At 67.1% G+C, this 16,417-nt stretch carries 17 protein-coding genes and 1 pseudogene; 11 read left to right on the forward strand and 7 right to left on the reverse strand.

The features are described from left to right. The first annotated feature begins 30 nt into the window (after positions 1-30). From dmpG to ACV22Z_RS24275, 5 genes are all read left to right on the forward strand, one after another. Positions 31-1,077 carry a 4-hydroxy-2-oxovalerate aldolase gene (gene dmpG / locus ACV22Z_RS24255; protein WP_448078818.1) on the forward strand — a complete coding sequence of 349 codons (1,047 nt, stop codon included), beginning with the start codon at positions 31-33 and terminating at the stop codon, positions 1,075-1,077. Next, on the forward strand, positions 1,074-1,862 hold the full coding sequence (gene dmpH / locus ACV22Z_RS24260) for a 2-oxo-3-hexenedioate decarboxylase (RefSeq protein WP_448078819.1): 789 nt from the start codon (positions 1,074-1,076) through the stop codon (positions 1,860-1,862). Before dmpG ends, dmpH begins: the two co-directional genes overlap by 4 nt. A 14-nt stretch (positions 1,863-1,876) precedes the next feature. Beyond that, on the forward strand, positions 1,877-2,068 hold the full coding sequence (locus ACV22Z_RS24265) for a 2-hydroxymuconate tautomerase (protein ID WP_448078820.1): 192 nt from the start codon (positions 1,877-1,879) through the stop codon (positions 2,066-2,068). A gap of 38 nt (positions 2,069-2,106) precedes the next feature. Continuing rightward, positions 2,107-2,928 carry an alpha/beta fold hydrolase gene (locus ACV22Z_RS24270; protein WP_448078821.1) on the forward strand — a complete coding sequence of 274 codons (822 nt, stop codon included), beginning with the start codon at positions 2,107-2,109 and terminating at the stop codon, positions 2,926-2,928. A gap of 110 nt (positions 2,929-3,038) precedes the next feature. Further along, positions 3,039-3,941: a SphA family protein gene (locus tag ACV22Z_RS24275; protein ID WP_448078822.1), complete on the forward strand. Its 903-nt coding sequence runs from the start codon at positions 3,039-3,041 to the stop codon at positions 3,939-3,941. Positions 3,942-4,024: 83 nt separating this feature from the next. On the opposite strand, the gene hndA is transcribed toward ACV22Z_RS24275, so the two are convergent. After that, positions 4,025-4,975: a 2-hydroxy-1-naphthoic acid nonoxidative decarboxylase gene (gene hndA / locus ACV22Z_RS24280; protein ID WP_448078823.1), complete on the reverse strand. Its 951-nt coding sequence runs from the start codon at positions 4,973-4,975 to the stop codon at positions 4,025-4,027. Positions 4,976-5,095: 120 nt separating this feature from the next. Here hndA and ACV22Z_RS24285 point away from each other — a divergent pair, with 120 nt between their 5' ends. Then, positions 5,096-5,980 carry a LysR substrate-binding domain-containing protein gene (locus ACV22Z_RS24285; protein WP_448078824.1) on the forward strand — a complete coding sequence of 295 codons (885 nt, stop codon included), beginning with the start codon at positions 5,096-5,098 and terminating at the stop codon, positions 5,978-5,980. 37 nt (positions 5,981-6,017) lie between these two features. On the opposite strand, the gene dbpA is transcribed toward ACV22Z_RS24285, so the two are convergent. The 4 genes from dbpA to ACV22Z_RS24305 form a co-directional block, all read right to left on the reverse strand. Continuing rightward, positions 6,018-7,412: an ATP-dependent RNA helicase DbpA gene (gene dbpA / locus ACV22Z_RS24290; RefSeq protein ID WP_448078825.1), complete on the reverse strand. Its 1,395-nt coding sequence runs from the start codon at positions 7,410-7,412 to the stop codon at positions 6,018-6,020. Position 7,413: 1 nt separating this feature from the next. Next, positions 7,414-7,611 carry a hypothetical protein gene (locus tag ACV22Z_RS24295; RefSeq protein WP_448078826.1) on the reverse strand — a complete coding sequence of 66 codons (198 nt, stop codon included), beginning with the start codon at positions 7,609-7,611 and terminating at the stop codon, positions 7,414-7,416. A 549-nt stretch (positions 7,612-8,160) separates the two neighbouring features. Further along, the gene (gene mqo / locus ACV22Z_RS24300; RefSeq protein WP_448078827.1) at positions 8,161-9,804 is read right to left on the reverse strand and encodes a malate dehydrogenase (quinone); all 1,644 of its coding nucleotides are present in this window, start codon (positions 9,802-9,804) and stop codon (positions 8,161-8,163) included. A gap of 585 nt (positions 9,805-10,389) precedes the next feature. Then, complete coding sequence (locus ACV22Z_RS24305) at positions 10,390-10,878, reverse strand: Lrp/AsnC family transcriptional regulator (protein ID WP_448078828.1); 489 nt, start codon at positions 10,876-10,878, stop codon at positions 10,390-10,392. Positions 10,879-10,994: 116 nt separating this feature from the next. Here ACV22Z_RS24305 and ACV22Z_RS24310 point away from each other — a divergent pair, with 116 nt between their 5' ends. The 5 genes and pseudogenes from ACV22Z_RS24310 (at position 10,995) to ACV22Z_RS24330 (ending at position 15,312) form a co-directional block, all read left to right on the forward strand. Continuing rightward, positions 10,995-12,047 carry a histone deacetylase family protein gene (locus tag ACV22Z_RS24310; protein WP_448078829.1) on the forward strand — a complete coding sequence of 351 codons (1,053 nt, stop codon included), beginning with the start codon at positions 10,995-10,997 and terminating at the stop codon, positions 12,045-12,047. 56 nt (positions 12,048-12,103) lie between these two features. Then, on the forward strand, positions 12,104-13,180 hold the full coding sequence (locus ACV22Z_RS24315; RefSeq protein ID WP_448078830.1) for an ornithine cyclodeaminase: 1,077 nt from the start codon (positions 12,104-12,106) through the stop codon (positions 13,178-13,180). A 54-nt stretch (positions 13,181-13,234) separates the two neighbouring features. After that, a complete protein-coding gene (locus tag ACV22Z_RS24320; protein WP_448078831.1) occupies positions 13,235-14,368 on the forward strand; it encodes a branched-chain amino acid ABC transporter substrate-binding protein in 1,134 nt (377 codons plus the stop codon). Between the two features lie 12 nt (positions 14,369-14,380). Further along, positions 14,381-14,704: pseudogene (locus ACV22Z_RS24325) on the forward strand (aspartate aminotransferase family protein); the annotation flags it as partial. Positions 14,705-14,841: 137 nt separating this feature from the next. Then, complete coding sequence (locus ACV22Z_RS24330) at positions 14,842-15,312, forward strand: cupin domain-containing protein (protein WP_448078832.1); 471 nt, start codon at positions 14,842-14,844, stop codon at positions 15,310-15,312. A gap of 35 nt (positions 15,313-15,347) precedes the next feature. Here the strand turns inward: ACV22Z_RS24330 and ACV22Z_RS24335 are convergent, their stop codons facing one another. Continuing rightward, positions 15,348-15,647 carry an AzlD family protein gene (locus tag ACV22Z_RS24335; protein WP_448078931.1) on the reverse strand — a complete coding sequence of 100 codons (300 nt, stop codon included), beginning with the start codon at positions 15,645-15,647 and terminating at the stop codon, positions 15,348-15,350. Beyond that, positions 15,640-16,377, reverse strand: coding sequence for an AzlC family ABC transporter permease (locus ACV22Z_RS24340; protein ID WP_448078833.1), 738 nt, complete (start codon positions 16,375-16,377; stop codon positions 15,640-15,642). The genes ACV22Z_RS24335 and ACV22Z_RS24340 overlap by 8 nt, the downstream gene beginning before the upstream one ends. Between the last annotated feature and the right edge of the window lie 40 nt (positions 16,378-16,417).

Genomic DNA, 16,417 nt, shown 5'->3' on the forward strand with positions numbered 1-16,417 from the left:
TCCCACGATCGGACGAACAAGGAAACGGCAATGAATCTCAAAGGCAAACGAATCACCGTCCACGACATGACGCTGCGTGACGGCATGCACCCGAAGCGTCATCAGATGACGCTCGACCAGATGCGCGCGATCGCGAGCGGACTCGACGCGGCCGGCGTGCCGCTGATCGAGGTCACGCACGGCGACGGCCTCGGCGGCTCGTCGGTCAACTACGGCTTTCCGGCGCACACCGACGCCGAATACCTCGGCGCGGTGATCCCGCTGCTGAAGCGCGCGAAGGTGTCCGCGCTGCTGCTGCCGGGGATCGGCACCGTCGATCACCTGAAGGAGGCGCATGCGCTCGGCGTGCACACGATCCGCGTCGCGACGCACTGCACCGAGGCCGACGTGTCGGAGCAGCACATCGCGATGGCGCGAAAGCTCGACATGGATACCGTCGGCTTCCTGATGATGAGCCACATGAACAGCCCCGAAGGGCTCGTCAAGCAGGCGAAGCTGATGGAGTCGTACGGCGCGAACTGCATCTACATCACCGATTCGGCCGGCTACATGCTGCCCGACGACGTGACGGCGCGTCTGCGCGCCGTGCGCGACGCGCTGCAGCCCGACACCGAACTGGGCTTCCACGGCCACCACAATCTCGCGATGGGCGTCGCGAACTCGATCGCGGCGATCGAGGCCGGCGCGAACCGGATCGACGGCGCGGCGGCGGGCCTCGGTGCCGGCGCGGGCAACACGCCGCTCGAGGTGTTCGTCGCGGTGTGCGAGCGGATGGGAATCGAGACCGGTGTCGACGTGTGGAAGATCCAGGACGTCGCCGAGGATCTCGTCGTGCCGATGATGGACTTCCCGATCCGCATCGACCGCGACGCGCTGACGCTCGGCTATGCGGGCGTGTATGGCTCGTTCCTGCTGTTCGCGAAGCGCGCCGGCGAGAAGTACGGCATACCCGCGCGCGACATCCTCGTCGAGCTCGGCCGGCGCGGGATGGTGGGCGGGCAGGAAGACATGATCGAAGACACCGCGCTGACGCTCGCGAAGGCGCGCGCGGCGCACGCGAAGCAGGAGGCCGCATGAATCTCACGACCGACATCGTCGACACGCTGGCGACGCATCTCGACGACTGCGTGCGCGACGCGCGCGACACGCCGAAGATCACCGACGCGCATCCGGAGATGGACTGGGACGACGCGTACGCGATCCAGGACGCGATCCGCCGCCGGCAACTGACTCGCGGTGCGCGGATCGTCGGCTACAAGGCCGGCCTGACGTCGCACGCGAAGATGCGCCAGATGGGCGTCGATACGCCCGTGTTCGGCTTCCTGACGGATACCTACGCGCTGCCCGACGGCGGCGAATGCGACACGGCCGCGCTGATCCATCCGAAGGTCGAGCCGGAGATCGCGTTCGTCACGAAGGCCGAGCTGAAGGGCCCCGGCTGTCATATCGGCGCGGTGCTCGCCGCGACGGATTTTGTCGTCGCCGGCATCGAGGTGATCGACAGCCGCTACCGCGATTTCAAGTTCGACCTGAAGAGCGTGGTGGCCGACAACACGTCGGCCGCGCGCTTCGTCGTCGGCGGCCGGCCGCTCGCGGTGGACGGCGTCGACCTGCGCACGCTCGGCGTCGTGCTCGAGAAGAACGGGCAGCCGGTTGCGGTCGGCGCGGGTGCGGCCGTGCTCGGGCATCCGGCCGCCGCGATCGCGATGCTCGCGAACCATCTCGGCGCGCGCGGCGAATCGATTCCCGCAGGCAGCGTGATCCTGTCGGGCGGCATCACGGAGGCGGTGGCCGTCGAGGCCGGCGACAGCGTGACGCTGCGCGTGCAGGACATCGGGTCGGTCGGCCTGCGTTTCATCTGACAAGGAGGCGAAACGTGCCGGTAGCTCATCTGTACATCCTGGAAGGCCGCGACGACGAGAAAAAGGAACGCCTGATCGCGGAAGTGACGGACGCCATCCACCGCTCGCTCGACGCACCCGTCGAATCGGTGCGCGTGATCATCACCGAGATGCCGAAGGCGCACTTCGGCATCGGCGGGCAGAGCGCGAAGAAGCGCGGGCGCTGATGCGCACCGCACACGACAGGAATCGATTGGAGAGCGTCATGTCGACCAACCCTGAAATCGGCCGCCGGATCGCGGCCGGCGGTATCGAAACGAACTATCACGACCTCGGCGACGGGCCGCCCGTGCTGCTGATCCACGGCTCGGGGCCGGGCGTGACGGCCTATGCGAACTGGCGGCTCACGATGCCCGCGCTCGCGCGGCAGTTCCGCGTGATCGCGCCCGACATGGCCGGCTTCGGCGAGACCGAACGGCCGGCCGGGTACCGGTATTCGATGGAACACTGGGTCGACCACGCGCTCGGCCTGCTCGACGCGCTTGGCGTCCAGCGCGCGCACGTGGTCGGCAATTCGTTCGGCGGCGCACTGGCGCTTGCGCTCGCGATCCGGGCGCCCGAGCGCGTCGGCCGGCTCGTGCTGATGGGCGCGGCGGGCACGCGCTTTGAGCTGACCGAAGGGCTCGACGCGGTGTGGGGCTATACGCCGTCGATCGCGAACATGCGCGCGCTGCTCGACATCTTCGCGTTCGACCGCACGCTCGTGAACGACGAACTCGCGAAGCTGCGCTACGACGCGAGCGTGCGGCCCGGCTACCAGGAAGCATTCGCGGACATGTTTCCCGCGCCGCGGCAGCGCTGGGTCGATGCGCTCGCGAGCGACGACGCGAAGCTGTGCGCGTTGCCGCACGACACGCTGATCGTCCACGGGCGTGAGGATCGCGTGATTCCGCTCGCGAGCTCGCTGAAGCTGCTCGAACTGCTGCCGAACGCGCAACTGCACGTGTTCGGCCGGTGCGGGCACTGGACGCAGATCGAGCACGCGGCGCGCTTCAACCGGCTCGTGATCGATCACTTCAGCGAGTAGCGCGCGTAGTCGTCACGCACCGGTCAGCCGCGTGCGTGACGACCGTGCAGGCGATGGACAAAGCAGAAACATAAAAAATCAATTCAGTAGAACGAATATTGGAGACGTCGATGAAACGGAATGCTGCATTCGGGTTGGTCTCGCTCGCCGCATGCGCGGGCATCACGCTGAGCACCGGCGCGTGGGCGACGGAGGGCGGCGGCGACACGATCGGCGAGGGTGCCGAGGCGTTCTTCGCGGGCGCGCTGCCGCCGGCCGGCCTGTATGGCCTCCTGTACTACACGCACTACCATGCGTCGCGGTTCAACGATTCGCACGGCAACGGCTCGGTGCCGGGCTTCAAGCTCGATGCGGACGTGTTCATTCCGCGCGTGGTCTGGATGTCGAACCTGTCGCTGCTCGGCGGGCGCTACGGTGCGTATGCGGTGCTGCCGATGGAGCACCTGACGCTCGACGCGGGCGGCGCGTCGTTCGACCGCACCAATCTTGGCGACCTGATCGTCAGCCCGGCGCTGATCGCGTGGGGCTCGGGCGCGCTGCGCACCGTCGCCGCGGTCGAGTTCGTGTTTCCGACCGGCCAGTACGACGCGCATGCGTCGATGAACACCGGCAAGAATTTCTACACCGCGCGGCCGGTGCTCGGTGTGTCGTGGCTGCCGAACGACAAGGTCGAGGTGTCCGCGAAGATCACGTACAGCTTCAATTCGCCGAACAACGACACGCACTATCACTCGGGGAACCTGTTCCACTTCGATTATTCGGCGAGCTATGCGGTCACGCCGAAGGTGCGCGTCGGGTTGTCGGGCTACTTCGTCAAGCAGACGACGGACGACATGCAGAACGGGCAGCCCGTCGCGGGTGATGGTTTTCGCGGACAGGTGCTCGCGATCGGGCCGGGGTTCCGCTATCAGTTCAGCAAGATCAGCCTGGAAGCGCGTGTCGTGAAGGAGTTCTTCGTGCGCAACCGGCCGGCCGGAGAGGCCGTGTGGGCGAAGGCCGTCATACCGTTCTGACGGCGGTGAGTCGACGGGGGAGCGGCGGCGGAGCGGTGGAATGAGACCGCCCCGCCGATCCGGCGGGGGCGTGACACGATGCGTTATCGCGCCTGACCCGAAAGTCGCGGGAACAGAGCAAGCGCGTTGCCGTGGTTGATCGACGCATGCTGGTCCGCGCCCAGCGCGTCATAGGCATCCTGTGCGGCGGTGAACGACGTGCTGACGGCCGTTGGCGCGTACGGGAAATCGCTTCCGTACAGCACGTGGCCGGGTTTCGCGAATGCAGTGAGGCTCGGCAGCGCCGACGGAGACGACAACGCGGTATCGAAGTAGAACGTCCGCATCAGGTCGAGCAGCCCGTCACGAGGCGGAACGTCGTCGCGCACGCCAGGCGCGATTTCCGCGAACCGGTATGCCGCATACGGCAGGAAGCCGCCCGCGTGCGACAGGATGATGCGCACGTTCGGGTGCCGCGCGATCACGCCGTTGAGCACGAGCTGGAGCGCCGCGCGCGTCGTGTCGAACGGATAGTCGAGGAGCGGGCCGGGCATCCCCGGCAATCCGTCGATCGCAGGCTTCGCGGGGTGGATGAAGACCACCGCGTGGCGGCGATCGAGCTCCGCCCACACAGGTTCGAAGGCCGGATCGCCGAGATAGACGCCGCCGTAGTTGCTGAGCAGCACGACTCCGTCCGCGTTCAGCACGTCGAACGCGTGGCCGATCTCGGCCAGCGCGCCATCGGCGTCCGGCAGCGGCAGCGTTGCGAAATGGCCGAAGCGGGTCGGCCATTTCGCGACGAGGCCGGCCGCATATTCATTCACCTTCCGCGCCATGTCGAGCTTCGCCTGGCCGTTCCAGCCCTGCACGCCCGGCGCCGTCAGCGACAGCACGCCGGTCTGGATCTGCAGCGAATCCATGAAGTCGCGCGCAAGTTCGGGGTTCCACACGGGCATGCCCCATCCGGACGGATCGCCGCCGTGCGCCGGCAGCGCGTCGGCCCAGAACGGGGGCACGACATGTTGATGAACATCGATTCGATTGCGGGCGGTCATGGTCGGACTCCTGTGAAGTGACGCGGGGCTGCGTTTGACCACCAGCATGCGCGGGCTTGAATTTTCGATCCAATAGATTAAATTTCAAGATTGATTGTTTTGAGTGATCAATCGATCCGTATGGACCTTCGTCATTTGCGCTACTTCGTCGCGGTCGCCGAAGAGGGGCACTTCGGCCGCGCGGCCGAGCGGCTGCACATCGTGCAGCCGGCATTGAGCGTGCAGATTCGGGCGCTCGAAGAGGAGCTGGGCACCGCGCTGTTCGTGCGCAGCACGCGCAAGGTCGCGCTGACGGACGCCGGCCGGCTGCTGCTGGTCGAGGCACGGCGCACGATCGAGCAGGCGGAGCGGACGAAGCGCGTGGTCCAGCGCGCGGCGCGCGGCGAGACCGGCGTCGTGCGGATCGGCTTCGTCGGCAATGCGGTCGCGGCGGGGCGCCTGTCCGACGATCTGCTCGCGTTCCATGCCGCGTGGCCGAACGTCGCGCTGGAGCTGCGCGAGATGGCGCCGGCCGCGCAGCAGGACGCGATTCTCGCGGACCGTCTCGACATCGGCTATTGTCCGGCGTTCGGCGTCGAATTCGATGCGAAGCTCGCGGTGCGGCCGGTCGGCAGCTGGACCTGGGAGGTGGTGATGAACAGCCGGCATCCGCTCGCGAGCCGGCGCTCGCTGTCGGCGGCCGTGCTCGCCGACGAGCCGTTCATCCTCTATGCGGCCGACGGCGACGACGTGGGCCAGCTGACGATCCTGCGTCAGGTACTGGGAAAGGAGCCGCGCATCGCGCACAAGGTGAGCAGCACGCTGTCCGTGCTGGCGCTGACGGCCGCGGGCCTCGGGCTGGCGCTCGCGCCGGCGCCGCTGAGCCGGATCGCGGCGCCGAACGTGGTCTATCGGAAGCTGGCGGGACGCGGCCCGAAATCGGAACTGGTCGCGATCAGCCGGATCGGCGGGGAGTGGGGGGCGATCGGGCGGTATCTGGAGATGCTCGGCGAGCGCGCCGCGTGAGTGATGCTTGAGCGTCACCACGCGGCGCGCCACAGCATCACTCGTCCATCAAGCGAACCTTCACGCGCTTGCCCTTGATCTTGCCGGCATTGAGCTTGCGCAGCGCATCGCGCGCGACCCCGCGCTCGATCGCGACATACGTCGAGAACTCGGTCACGTTGATCTTGCCGATCTGCGCGCCGCTGAAGCCCGCGTCGCCGGTCAGCGCGCCGAGCACGTCGCCGGGACGGATCTTGTCCTTGCGGCCGCCGAGAATCTGCAGCGTTTCCATCGGCGGCAGCAGCGGCTCGTTGCTGTCGGCCTTCAGCTCGGCGAGCGGATGCCATTCGACATCGCGCTTCTGCGCCTGCTCGATGCCGCCGACGCGCCCCATCTCGTCCATGCTCGCGAGGCTCAGCGCCCAGCCTTCCTGATCCGCGCGGCCCGTGCGGCCGATGCGGTGCACGTGCACTTCGGGGTCGGGCGTCACGTCGACGTTGATCACCGCTTCGAGCTGCGCGATGTCGAGGCCGCGCGCGGCGACGTCGGTCGCAACGAGCACCGAGCAGCTGCGGTTCGCGAACTGGATCAGCACCTGGTCGCGTTCGCGCTGTTCGAGCTCGCCGTGCAGCGCGAGCGCGTGGAAGCCCTGCGCGTGCAGCACGTCGAGCAGGTCGCGGCATTGCTGCTTCGTGTTGCAGAACGCGATCGTGCTGACCGGGCGATAGTGGTTCAGCAGCAGGCCGACCGCGTGCAGCCGCTCGTCTTCGGTCACTTCGTAGAAGCGCTGGCGGATCTTGCTGTCGTCGTGGCGCTCCTCGAGCTTCACTTCCTTCGGGTTGCGCAGGAACTGCTGGCTTAGCTTCGCGATGCCGTCCGGGTAGGTCGCGGAGAACAGCAGCGTCTGGCGCGTCGGCGGGCATTGCCGCGCGACCTTCGCGATATCGTCGAAGAAGCCCATGTCGAGCATCCGGTCCGCTTCGTCGAGCACGAGCGTGTTCAGCGCGTCGAGCTGGAGCGTGCCGCGGTCGAGGTGATCCATGATGCGGCCCGGCGTGCCGACGACGATATGCGCGCCGTGCTCGAGGCTCTGCGTCTGCGGGCGCATCGGCGTGCCGCCGCACAGCGTCAGCACCTTGACGTTTTCCTCGGCGCGCGCGAGGCGGCGGACTTCCTGCGCGACCTGGTCGGCCAGTTCGCGCGTCGGGCACAGCACCATCGCCTGCACGTCGAAGCGGCGCGCGTCGAGGCGCGCGAGCAGCGCGAGCGAGAACGCGGCCGTCTTGCCGCTGCCGGTCTTCGCTTGCGCGATCAGGTCCTGGCCGGCCAGCGCGATCGGCAGGCTCGCGGCCTGGATCGGCGTCATGTCGGTATAGCCGAGCTGCGCGAGATTCGCGAGCGTGGCGGGCGTCAGCGGCAGCGCGCTGAACGGCGTGGCGGTCGGTTGAGTCATGTCAGGACAGGTCTCCGAGGTAGGGCCGGCCTTCCATCTGTTCGTAGACGACCGTGCCGTCGTCGCCTTCGAAGCGTTCGAGATAATTGCGCGCGCCGCACAGCGGGCAGCGGAACAGCAGCCCCTGGCCTTCGTCCTTGATGACGACGTCGGATTCTTCCCACTGCGTGCCGCAGCTCTGGTTTCGGCAGGTAAACACGGTCTTTCTCCAGCTGAATTCGGTTGTGCGCGCCGGCGCATCGGGCGCGGGCGCTGGTGTTGCGTGGCCTTCGCGCGCGGCGTCCGCGTGAAAGGGCGGGGCGCGGTGCGGCCGTTCGCGTGATGGTTCGTCGGGGTGGCGGATGGATCGGGGCGCGATCGCAGAAACGCGCGTGGCGCAATTCTAGCGGATACGGCGGTTGTGTCGGCGGTATTGAGGAGGTGTTGAGGAGGTATTGAGGGAGTGTTGCGGCGGTAATGCGGGTGGTATTGCGGGTGATGTTGCAGCGGTATTGCAGCGGCGTTACGGCGGCATTACGCCGGCATCGCGGTGGCGTTACCGAGGTCTCGCGGCGGGCGCGGCAAAACGATAAACGGCCGCCCGGCCCTGACTGCCCCCGACTTGCCTGGTGGTCCCGGCCGGCACGGCTGCATCGCGGCGCGAAACGAAACACGGCCGCCCGATGCGGACTGCCCGCTGACTGGGGGGACGATCCACGTCAGGACGGCCGTTTCATCCGTATCGTCAGATACGGCGCCTTTCAGCGCATCACAGCGCCATGTCGGCTGCCGCCTTGGCCGGCTGGGCCGGGTTGACCGATTTGGCCGATGCAGCGGCGGCGCCCGGCTGTGCGGGCGCGGTCATGTCGATCTTCGGCGGCGCAGAGAGCTGCAGCACGTCGCTCGTATAAGTCCACTCTTCATAGACCTTCGCCGGGCTGTCGTTCAGCTTCGTGCCGTAGCTCGGCACGATCTGGCGGATCTTCTGCTGCCATTCGGGCGTCGCGACCTTGTCCTTGAACACCTTCTGCAGCAGGCTCAGCATGATCGGCGCGGCCGTCGACGCGCCCGGCGACGCGCCGAGCAGGCCCGCGATGCTGCCGTCCTTCGCGCTGACGATCTCGGTGCCGAGCTTCAGCACGCCGCCCTTCACGGGGTCGCGCTTGATGATCTGCACGCGCTGGCCGGCCTGCCACAGGCGCCAGTCTTCCTTCTTCGCGTTCGGGAAGTATTCCTTCAGCGCGTTGAAGCGGTCGTCGTCGGACAGCATCAGCTGGCCGGCGAGGTACTCGACGAGCGGAAACTCGTCCACGCCCACGCGCATCATCGGCATCACGTTATGCGTGTTCGTGCTGGTCAGCAGGTCGACGTACGAGCCGTTCTTCAGGAACTTGGTCGAGAACGTCGCGAACGGTCCGAACAGGATGATCTTCTTGCCGTCGATGATCCGCGTGTCGAGGTGCGGCACCGACATCGGCGGCGAGCCGACCGACGCCTTGCCGTACGCCTTCGCCAGATGCTGCTTGACGATTTCCGGGTTGTCGGTCACGAGGAACGAGCCGCCGACCGGGAACGCGCCGTAGTCCTTCGCCTCGGGGATGCCCGACGCCTGCAGCAGGTGCAGCGCACCACCGCCCGCGCCGATGAACACGAACTTCGCGTCGACGGACTGCGGCGCTTCATTCGAGTGCAGCTTGACCCACGACACGTGCCACGTACCGTCGGCGTTGCGCGTGATGCCGCGCACCTCGCTCGACAGCGACAGCGTGAAGCCCGGCTGGTGCTGCAGGTAGCCGACGAACTGGCGCGTGATCTCGCCGAAGTTCACGTCGGTGCCGATCGGCGTCCAGGTGGCGGCGACCTTCTGCTTGCGGTCGCGGCCTTCCATCATCAGTGGCACCCACTGCTTGATCTGGTCGTAGTCTTCCGAATACTGCATGCCGCGGAACAGCGGGCTCGCCTGCAACGCGTCGTAGCGCTTCTTGAGGAAGCGGACGTTGTCGTCGCCCCACACGAAGCTCATGTGCGGCGTCGAGTTGATGAACGAGTGCGGGTTCTTCAGCACGCCCTGCTTGACCTGCCACGCCCAGAACTGGCGCGAGATCTGGAACGACTCGTTGATCTCGATCGCCTTCGAGATGCTGACCGTGCCGTCGGGCTTCTCGGGCGTGTAGTTGAGCTCGGCGAGTGCCGAGTGGCCGGTGCCGGCGTTGTTCCAGCCGTTCGAGCTTTCCTGCGCGACGCCGTCGAGGCGCTCGACCATCGTCATCGACCAGTCCGGCTGCAGCTCGTGCAGCCAGACGCCGAGCGTCGAACTCATGATGCCGCCGCCCACCAGCAGGACGTCGACCTTCTTCGTGTCGTCCGCGTGCGCGGAAGACGCGGCTACGCACAGCGCGAGCCCGGACAGCATTACCCGTAACGTTTTTATCAAAGCACTACCCTTTTCAGCTTGGTCACATCAGGTCTGCCACACCGCCCGACGCACGGCTTCGTCGGCCGGCGCGCGCCCGTTCCGGACGATGCCGGATCGGCATCCGGGAATCCGGATCGCATTTCCGGGATTCCGGAAATACGGTCGCGAAACGCGTTCGTGCCGATGCGAAACCGATCCGAAGGACACCTTCCGATCGGTTTCGGATGCGCGCCCCGTGATGTGCTTGCCGGGCCGCGCAAAACGCGCGCGGGCCCTTGCGGCAAGCGTGTGCGGACGAGGCTGGCGGCGGCGCACCGGCATGCGGTGCGCGACGCGTTCGTCGGGGGGCGGGTGGCAAGGGGCGCGTAATATACCCGAATTCAATCGTCGTGTTGCGCGCGAATTTTTCCGTTGTTTTTGTGGGGTTTTTCGGGTGTCCGGGTTTCCGGAATGGGCTCGGTCGGCGCCGGACAACGGGGGGATTTCGGCGGGTTGCAGACGTGCCGGTGCGCGGGTGGATCGGCAACGCGCGACACTCCGCATGCAGAAGTCAGAACGTCGCGGCATTGCGCCGCGACCCGCTCACTCATCCGGCACCGGCACGCGCGACGAGAACTTCACCTCGCGCAGCGCGAGGCTCGACTGAATCGACGAGATGCCGGCCTGCTTCCTGAGCACGCGCTCGACGAACTCGGCATACGCGTCGAGATCGGCCGCGACGACCTGCAGCATGTAATCGGCGGCGCCGGTGATCTTGTGGCACGACAGCACTTCGTCGTGACGCCGGATCACCGTTTCGAACTGGTCGCACGCCTTGTCCGAATGCATGTTGAACGTGACGAGCACGAACGCGAACACGTTCATGCCGAGCGCGCGCCGGTCGAGGTTCGCCTGATAGCCGGTGATCACGCCTTCGTCCTCGAGGCGCTTGCGGCGCCGCCAGCAGGGCGTCACGCTCAGCGACAGCTTCTCGCCGAGCGTCGCGTTCGACAGCGCGCCGTCTTCCTGCAGCAGGCGCAGCATCGCGCGATCGACGCCGTCCATGTCAATTGCCGGGCGATTTTTGCTCATTTCCGACGTCCTGTAGACAGTTTGTACAAAAGTGTACGGAACCCACGCGCGGAAAGCAAAGCTATTGCCGCTCCTCGCCAATAAACTGTTGCTCACCCTCTTCGCAACGGTCAACCATGCTCACGATCTACAGCAGCGATCATCGCCTGCATCGCGGCGTCGAACTGAAGGACGGCGCCATCACCGATTCGTTCGAGAATCCCCAGCGTGCCGAAACGGTGCTCGCGCAAGTCAGGGCCACCGGCCTCGGCGACGTGATCGCGCCGCAAACTTTCGACCGCGCGTGCTATGCGGGCGCGCACAGCCGGCGCTACGTCGATTTCCTCGCGGGTGCGTGGGACGAGTGGGCCGCGACTGGCCGCACCTGCCAGGCGCTGCCGCTCGTGTGGCCGGTGCGCGCGATGCCGGCCGCCGCGACGCCGCCCGCATTCATCGACGGCAAGCTCGGCTTCTTCGCGATGGACGCGGGCGCGCCGATCAACGCCGGCACGTGGGACGCGGTGAGCGCGAGCGCGAACTCGGCGCTGACGGGCGCCGACCTGCTGGCCAACGGTACGCTCGGTACGCACGGCACGCGCGCGGCGTTCGCGCTGTGCCGTCCGCCCGGCCACCATGCGGGCCGTGAATACATGGGCGGCTACTGCTACCTGAACAACGCGGCGATCGCGGCGCAGCATGCGATCACACGCGGCGCGGCACGCGTGGCCGTGCTCGACGTCGACTTCCACCACGGCAACGGCACGCAGGACATCTTCTACGACCGCTCGGACGTGCTGTTCGTGTCGATACACGGCGAGCCGTCGGTGTCGTATCCGTACTTCTCGGGTCACGCGGACGAGCGCGGCACGGGCGCGGGAGAAGGCTACAACCTGAACCTGCCGCTGCCGAAGGGCACGCTGTGGAACACGTATGACGAAGCGCTCGGCCGTGCTGCAGCGGCGATCGCCGCACATGCGCCCGACGTGCTCGTCGTGTCGCTCGGCGTCGACACGTTCGAGCACGACCCGATCAGCCACTTCCGCCTGCGCTCGCAGGACTACCTGCGGATCGGCGAGGCGCTCGCGCGCCTGAACCTGCCGACACTGTTCGTGATGGAAGGCGGCTACATGGTCGACGAGATCGGCATCAATGCGGTCAACGTGCTGCTGGGCTTCGAAGGCCGCGCATGAGCGTGCCACGCTGAACGTTTCAATGGCGGCCCGCCGCCACTCATGGAGCAACTAGCATGACGCGATATCTGGATGTGACGAGCGTGTCGAAGCTCGTCGACGAAATCGGGATCACGCAGATCCTGACGACGATGGCTTCGTACATCGAGCAGGATTACCGCCGCTGGGAGACGTTCGAGAAGACCGCGCGCGTCGCCAGCCATTCGACCGACGGCGTGATCGAGCTGATGCCGACGTCCGACGCCCGGCTGTATGCGTTCAAGTATGTGAACGGGCATCCGAAGAACACGAAGGCCGACCTGCTGACGGTGATGGCGTTCGGCGTGCTCGCGGACGTCGACACCGGCTATCCGCTGCTGCTGAGCGAAATGACGCTGACGACGGCGATCCGCACGGCCGCGACGTCCGCGCTGGTCGCGCGCTTTCTCGCGCGCAGCGACGCGCGTTCGATGGCGCTGATCGGCAACGGCGCGCAGAGCGAGTTCCAGGCGGTCGCGTTTCACGAGATGCTCGGCATCGACGAGCTGCGCGTGTTCGACATCGATCCGGCGGCGACCGACAAGCTCGTGCGCAACCTCGCGCCGTTCGCGGGCCTGCGCGTGATCCGCTGCGCGTCGGCGGCCGACGCGGTGCGCGGCGCGGACATCGTGACGACCGTCACCGCCGACAAGACGAACGCAACGATCCTGACGCCCGACATGATCGAGGACGGCATGCACGTGAATGCGGTGGGCGGCGACTGCCCGGGCAAGACCGAGCTGCACGCGGACGTGCTGCGGCGCGCGCGCGTGGTCGTGGAATTCGAGCCGCAGACGCGCATCGAAGGCGATCTCCAGCAGATGCCCGCGGATTTTCCGGTGGTCGAGTTCGCGCAGATCGTGTCCGGCGCGCAGTGCGGCCGCGAATCCGATGCACAGGTGACGGTGTTCGACTCGGTCGGCTTCGCCCTCGAGGATTTTTCGGCGCTGCGCTATCTGAATGCGGCCGCGCGCGAACGCGACATCGGCATCGAACTCGACCTGATCCCGACGCCGCGCGATCCGAAGAACCTGTTCGGCGTCGCGACGGGCAGCGAGGCGGGCACGGCGCCTGACGCCGCAGGCCGCGCGATGCTCGCGGCACTTCGGCATTGACGGCTCGCCCCACACGAACCCCGCACGAACGACATAACCCATCAGGAGACAGACATGACCCGACTTCACAAGACAGCACTGGCCGCAGCCGTCGCGATGGCCTGCGCGCTGTCCGCGCACGCGGACGAAATCGTGCGCATCGGCCACGTCGCGCCGCTGACCGGCGCAATCGCGCACCTCGGCAAGGACAGCGAGAACGGCGCGCGGCTGGCCGTCGAGGAAATCAACGCGAAAGGCCTCGTGATCGATGGCAAGAAAGTGATGCTGCAGCTCGATCCGCAAGACGACGCCGGCGATCCGCGCACCGCGACGCAGGTCGCGCAGCGGCTCGTCGACGACAAGGTGGTGGGCGTCGTCGGCCATCACAACTCGGGCACGTCGATCCCGGCGTCGCGCGTGTACCGTGATGGGGGCATCGTGCAGATCTCGCAGGCGGCAACCAACCCGATGTACACGCAGCAGGGCTTCAAGACGACGTACCGGGTCGTCGCGACCGATGCGCAGCAGGGGCCGGCGCTCGCCGCCTATGCCGCGAAGAGCATGGGGATCAGGACGGTCGCCGTGATCGACGACGCGACCGCCTACGGGCAGGGGCTCGCGACCGAGTTCGAGAAGGCGGCGAAGGCCGCCGGCGTGAAGGTCGTGTCGCGCGACGCGACGAACGACAAGGCGATCGATTTCCGCGCGATCCTCACGAAGATCAAGGGCGAGAATCCGGATGCGATCATGTACGGCGGCATGGATGCGACGGGCGGGCCGCTCGCGAAGCAGGCGCGGCAGCTCGGCCTGCGCGCGAAGATCCTCGGCGGCGACGGCGTGTGCTCGACCGACCTGCCGAAGCTCGCGGGCGCGGCATCCGACAACATCGTGTGCTCCGAAGCGGGCATCGCGCTCGAGAAGATGCCGGGCGGGGCGGCGTTCGCGAAACGCTACGAGGCGCGCTTCCATCAACCGCTGCAGGTCTATGCGCCGTTCTCGTACGACGCCGTCTACATCATCGTCGACGCGATGAAGCGCGCGAACTCGACGTCCGCCGCGAAGGTGCTGGCCGCGATGCCGGCCACCGACTATCGCGGCGTGATCGGCGAGACGAGCTTCACGCCGCAGGGCGACCTGAAGCACGGCGCGATCTCGGTGTTCACGTACAAGAGCGGCAAGAAGGTGCTGCTCGACGTCGTGCAGATGTGATCCGCATGCCGGGCGGCGCGTGTGGCGAGCCGCCGGGCCCGCGCTGCTCGGCTACAGACCGCCGAGGGCGGCGCCACATTGCGCGACGCGATTGCCGGCTACGACGTGCTGAACCGCGTCGTGCTCAATCAGGTACTGGTGCGCGCCGACACCGACGCGCATACTGTCGCGATTCGCGAGGCCGCACAGGCATCCGGCGACGTGTGGTTTGGCGCAACTTTGTGGCAGGGGCGGCCGGCATTCCGGATCAGCGTGTCGTCATGGCGAACCGGCGACGAGCATGTCGAGCGGCTCGTCGCATTGCTGGTCGAGTTGCGCCAGCGGTACGCGGGCTGAAGCCCGGCGGCGGGGCGGCGTTCGTGAGCGAGCGCCTGCCTGCCGCACCGCATTGCAACTAACGGCCTTCGCGCCCGCCGCGGCATCCCGAGCAGGCATGTTCTTCAATCCACGCAGTCATCGTTGCGAGCACAACCATGTCGAACACCCGTCGTGAACTGTTGAAAGCCGCCGATATCGCGAACATGGAGCCCGATCGCTCGGTCCATGGGCTGAACGGCGATGCGGTCCGTCTCAAGAAACACCTGGGCGACCTGACCGGGCTCACGCAGTTGGGCGTGTTGCAGGTCACGCTGATGCCGGGGCACGGGTCGGCCGAATACCACCGGCACCATTACGAAGAGGAGTGCGTGTATGTGCTGTCGGGAAACGGCACCGCGACGATCGGCGAGTGCGACTACGCAGTCGGGCCGGGCGATTTCCTCGGGTTCCCGCGCGGCGGCGATGCGCACACGCTGGTGAACACGGGCGACGTGCCGCTCGTGCTCCTCGTTGCCGGGCAGCGGCTCGAACACGACGTGTGCGATTACCCGCGCATCGGCAAGCGCCTGTACGTGGCCGGGAAACGCGAGGCGCTGGTGGATCTGCCCGATGCGGAAGAAGAATGACGTTCCGCATGTAGACAGACCCCAGGCGGCAGCCTTCAGCCGATCAGATGCCGCAACACCCCTGCCGCGACGACACCGATCGTCACGGTCGGCAGGATCGATAGCCGGGTGGCCGCGAGCAGCGTGATCGCGAGCGCGAGCAGATCGGCGGGGCGGCTCGATACGAACGCCGGCGCGATCACCGAGATCAGCACGCAGCCGGGCACGTTTTCCATCACGGCCGTCATCCGCGGGCTCAGCGTGCGATTGCGCAGCATCACGTAGCCGAGGATTCGCGACAGATATGTGGTCGACGCCATCAGCACGATCGTGGCGACGGTCTGGAGATCAGGCATCATCGCGCGGCTCCAGCAGCAACGCGGAGATCAGCCCCGCGCAGGCGCCCGCCGCGACGTACCACGCGCCGGGCACGGCCAGATGCGTGGCGGCCGCGACGACGAGGCTCACGAACCACGGCCGGCTCGCGCGCACGCCTTTCCACATCCCCCGCAGCAGCACGAGGAAGACCGCCGTGAACGCCATGTCGAAGCCGTACTGCTCGACGTTGCCGATCGTCGGCCCGAGCGCCGCGCCGAGCGTGGTCATCGACACCCATGTCGAATAAAGGCCGGCGGCCACGCCTGCGTAGTACGCGACGCTGATGTGATCGGCCGACCGCTGCCGCGCGTCGGCGAGCGACATCGCCCAGCTCTCGTCGCACATGAAGAACAGCGCCGCGAACGCGCGCCGGCGCGGCAGGCGCCGGACGTACGGCGCGAACGCGGCGCCCATCAGGATGTGGCGCGAATTCACGAGGAACGACATCGCGACGATCAGCGCGATGTGCGGCGGCGACGTCCACAGATGGATCGCCGCGAATTCGGAGCCGCCGCCGAAATTGAGGCCCGTCATCAGCGGCACTTCGAGGACGCTCAGTCCCTTCTGGGTCGCTTGCGCACCCAGCACCAGCGCGAATGGAATGAAACCCAGCATGACGGGCAGCGCCGCGCGCATCCCGCGGCCCATCTCGGCGATAAAGGCAGGCCGCTCGCGCAGCCCGGTCGATGTTGAAACGCTACTGCTCATTACTCCTCCTTCGGGGGAGGAGGATTGTCTGCTTTTTTGA

This window comes from Burkholderia sp. PU8-34, assembly GCF_053427725.1.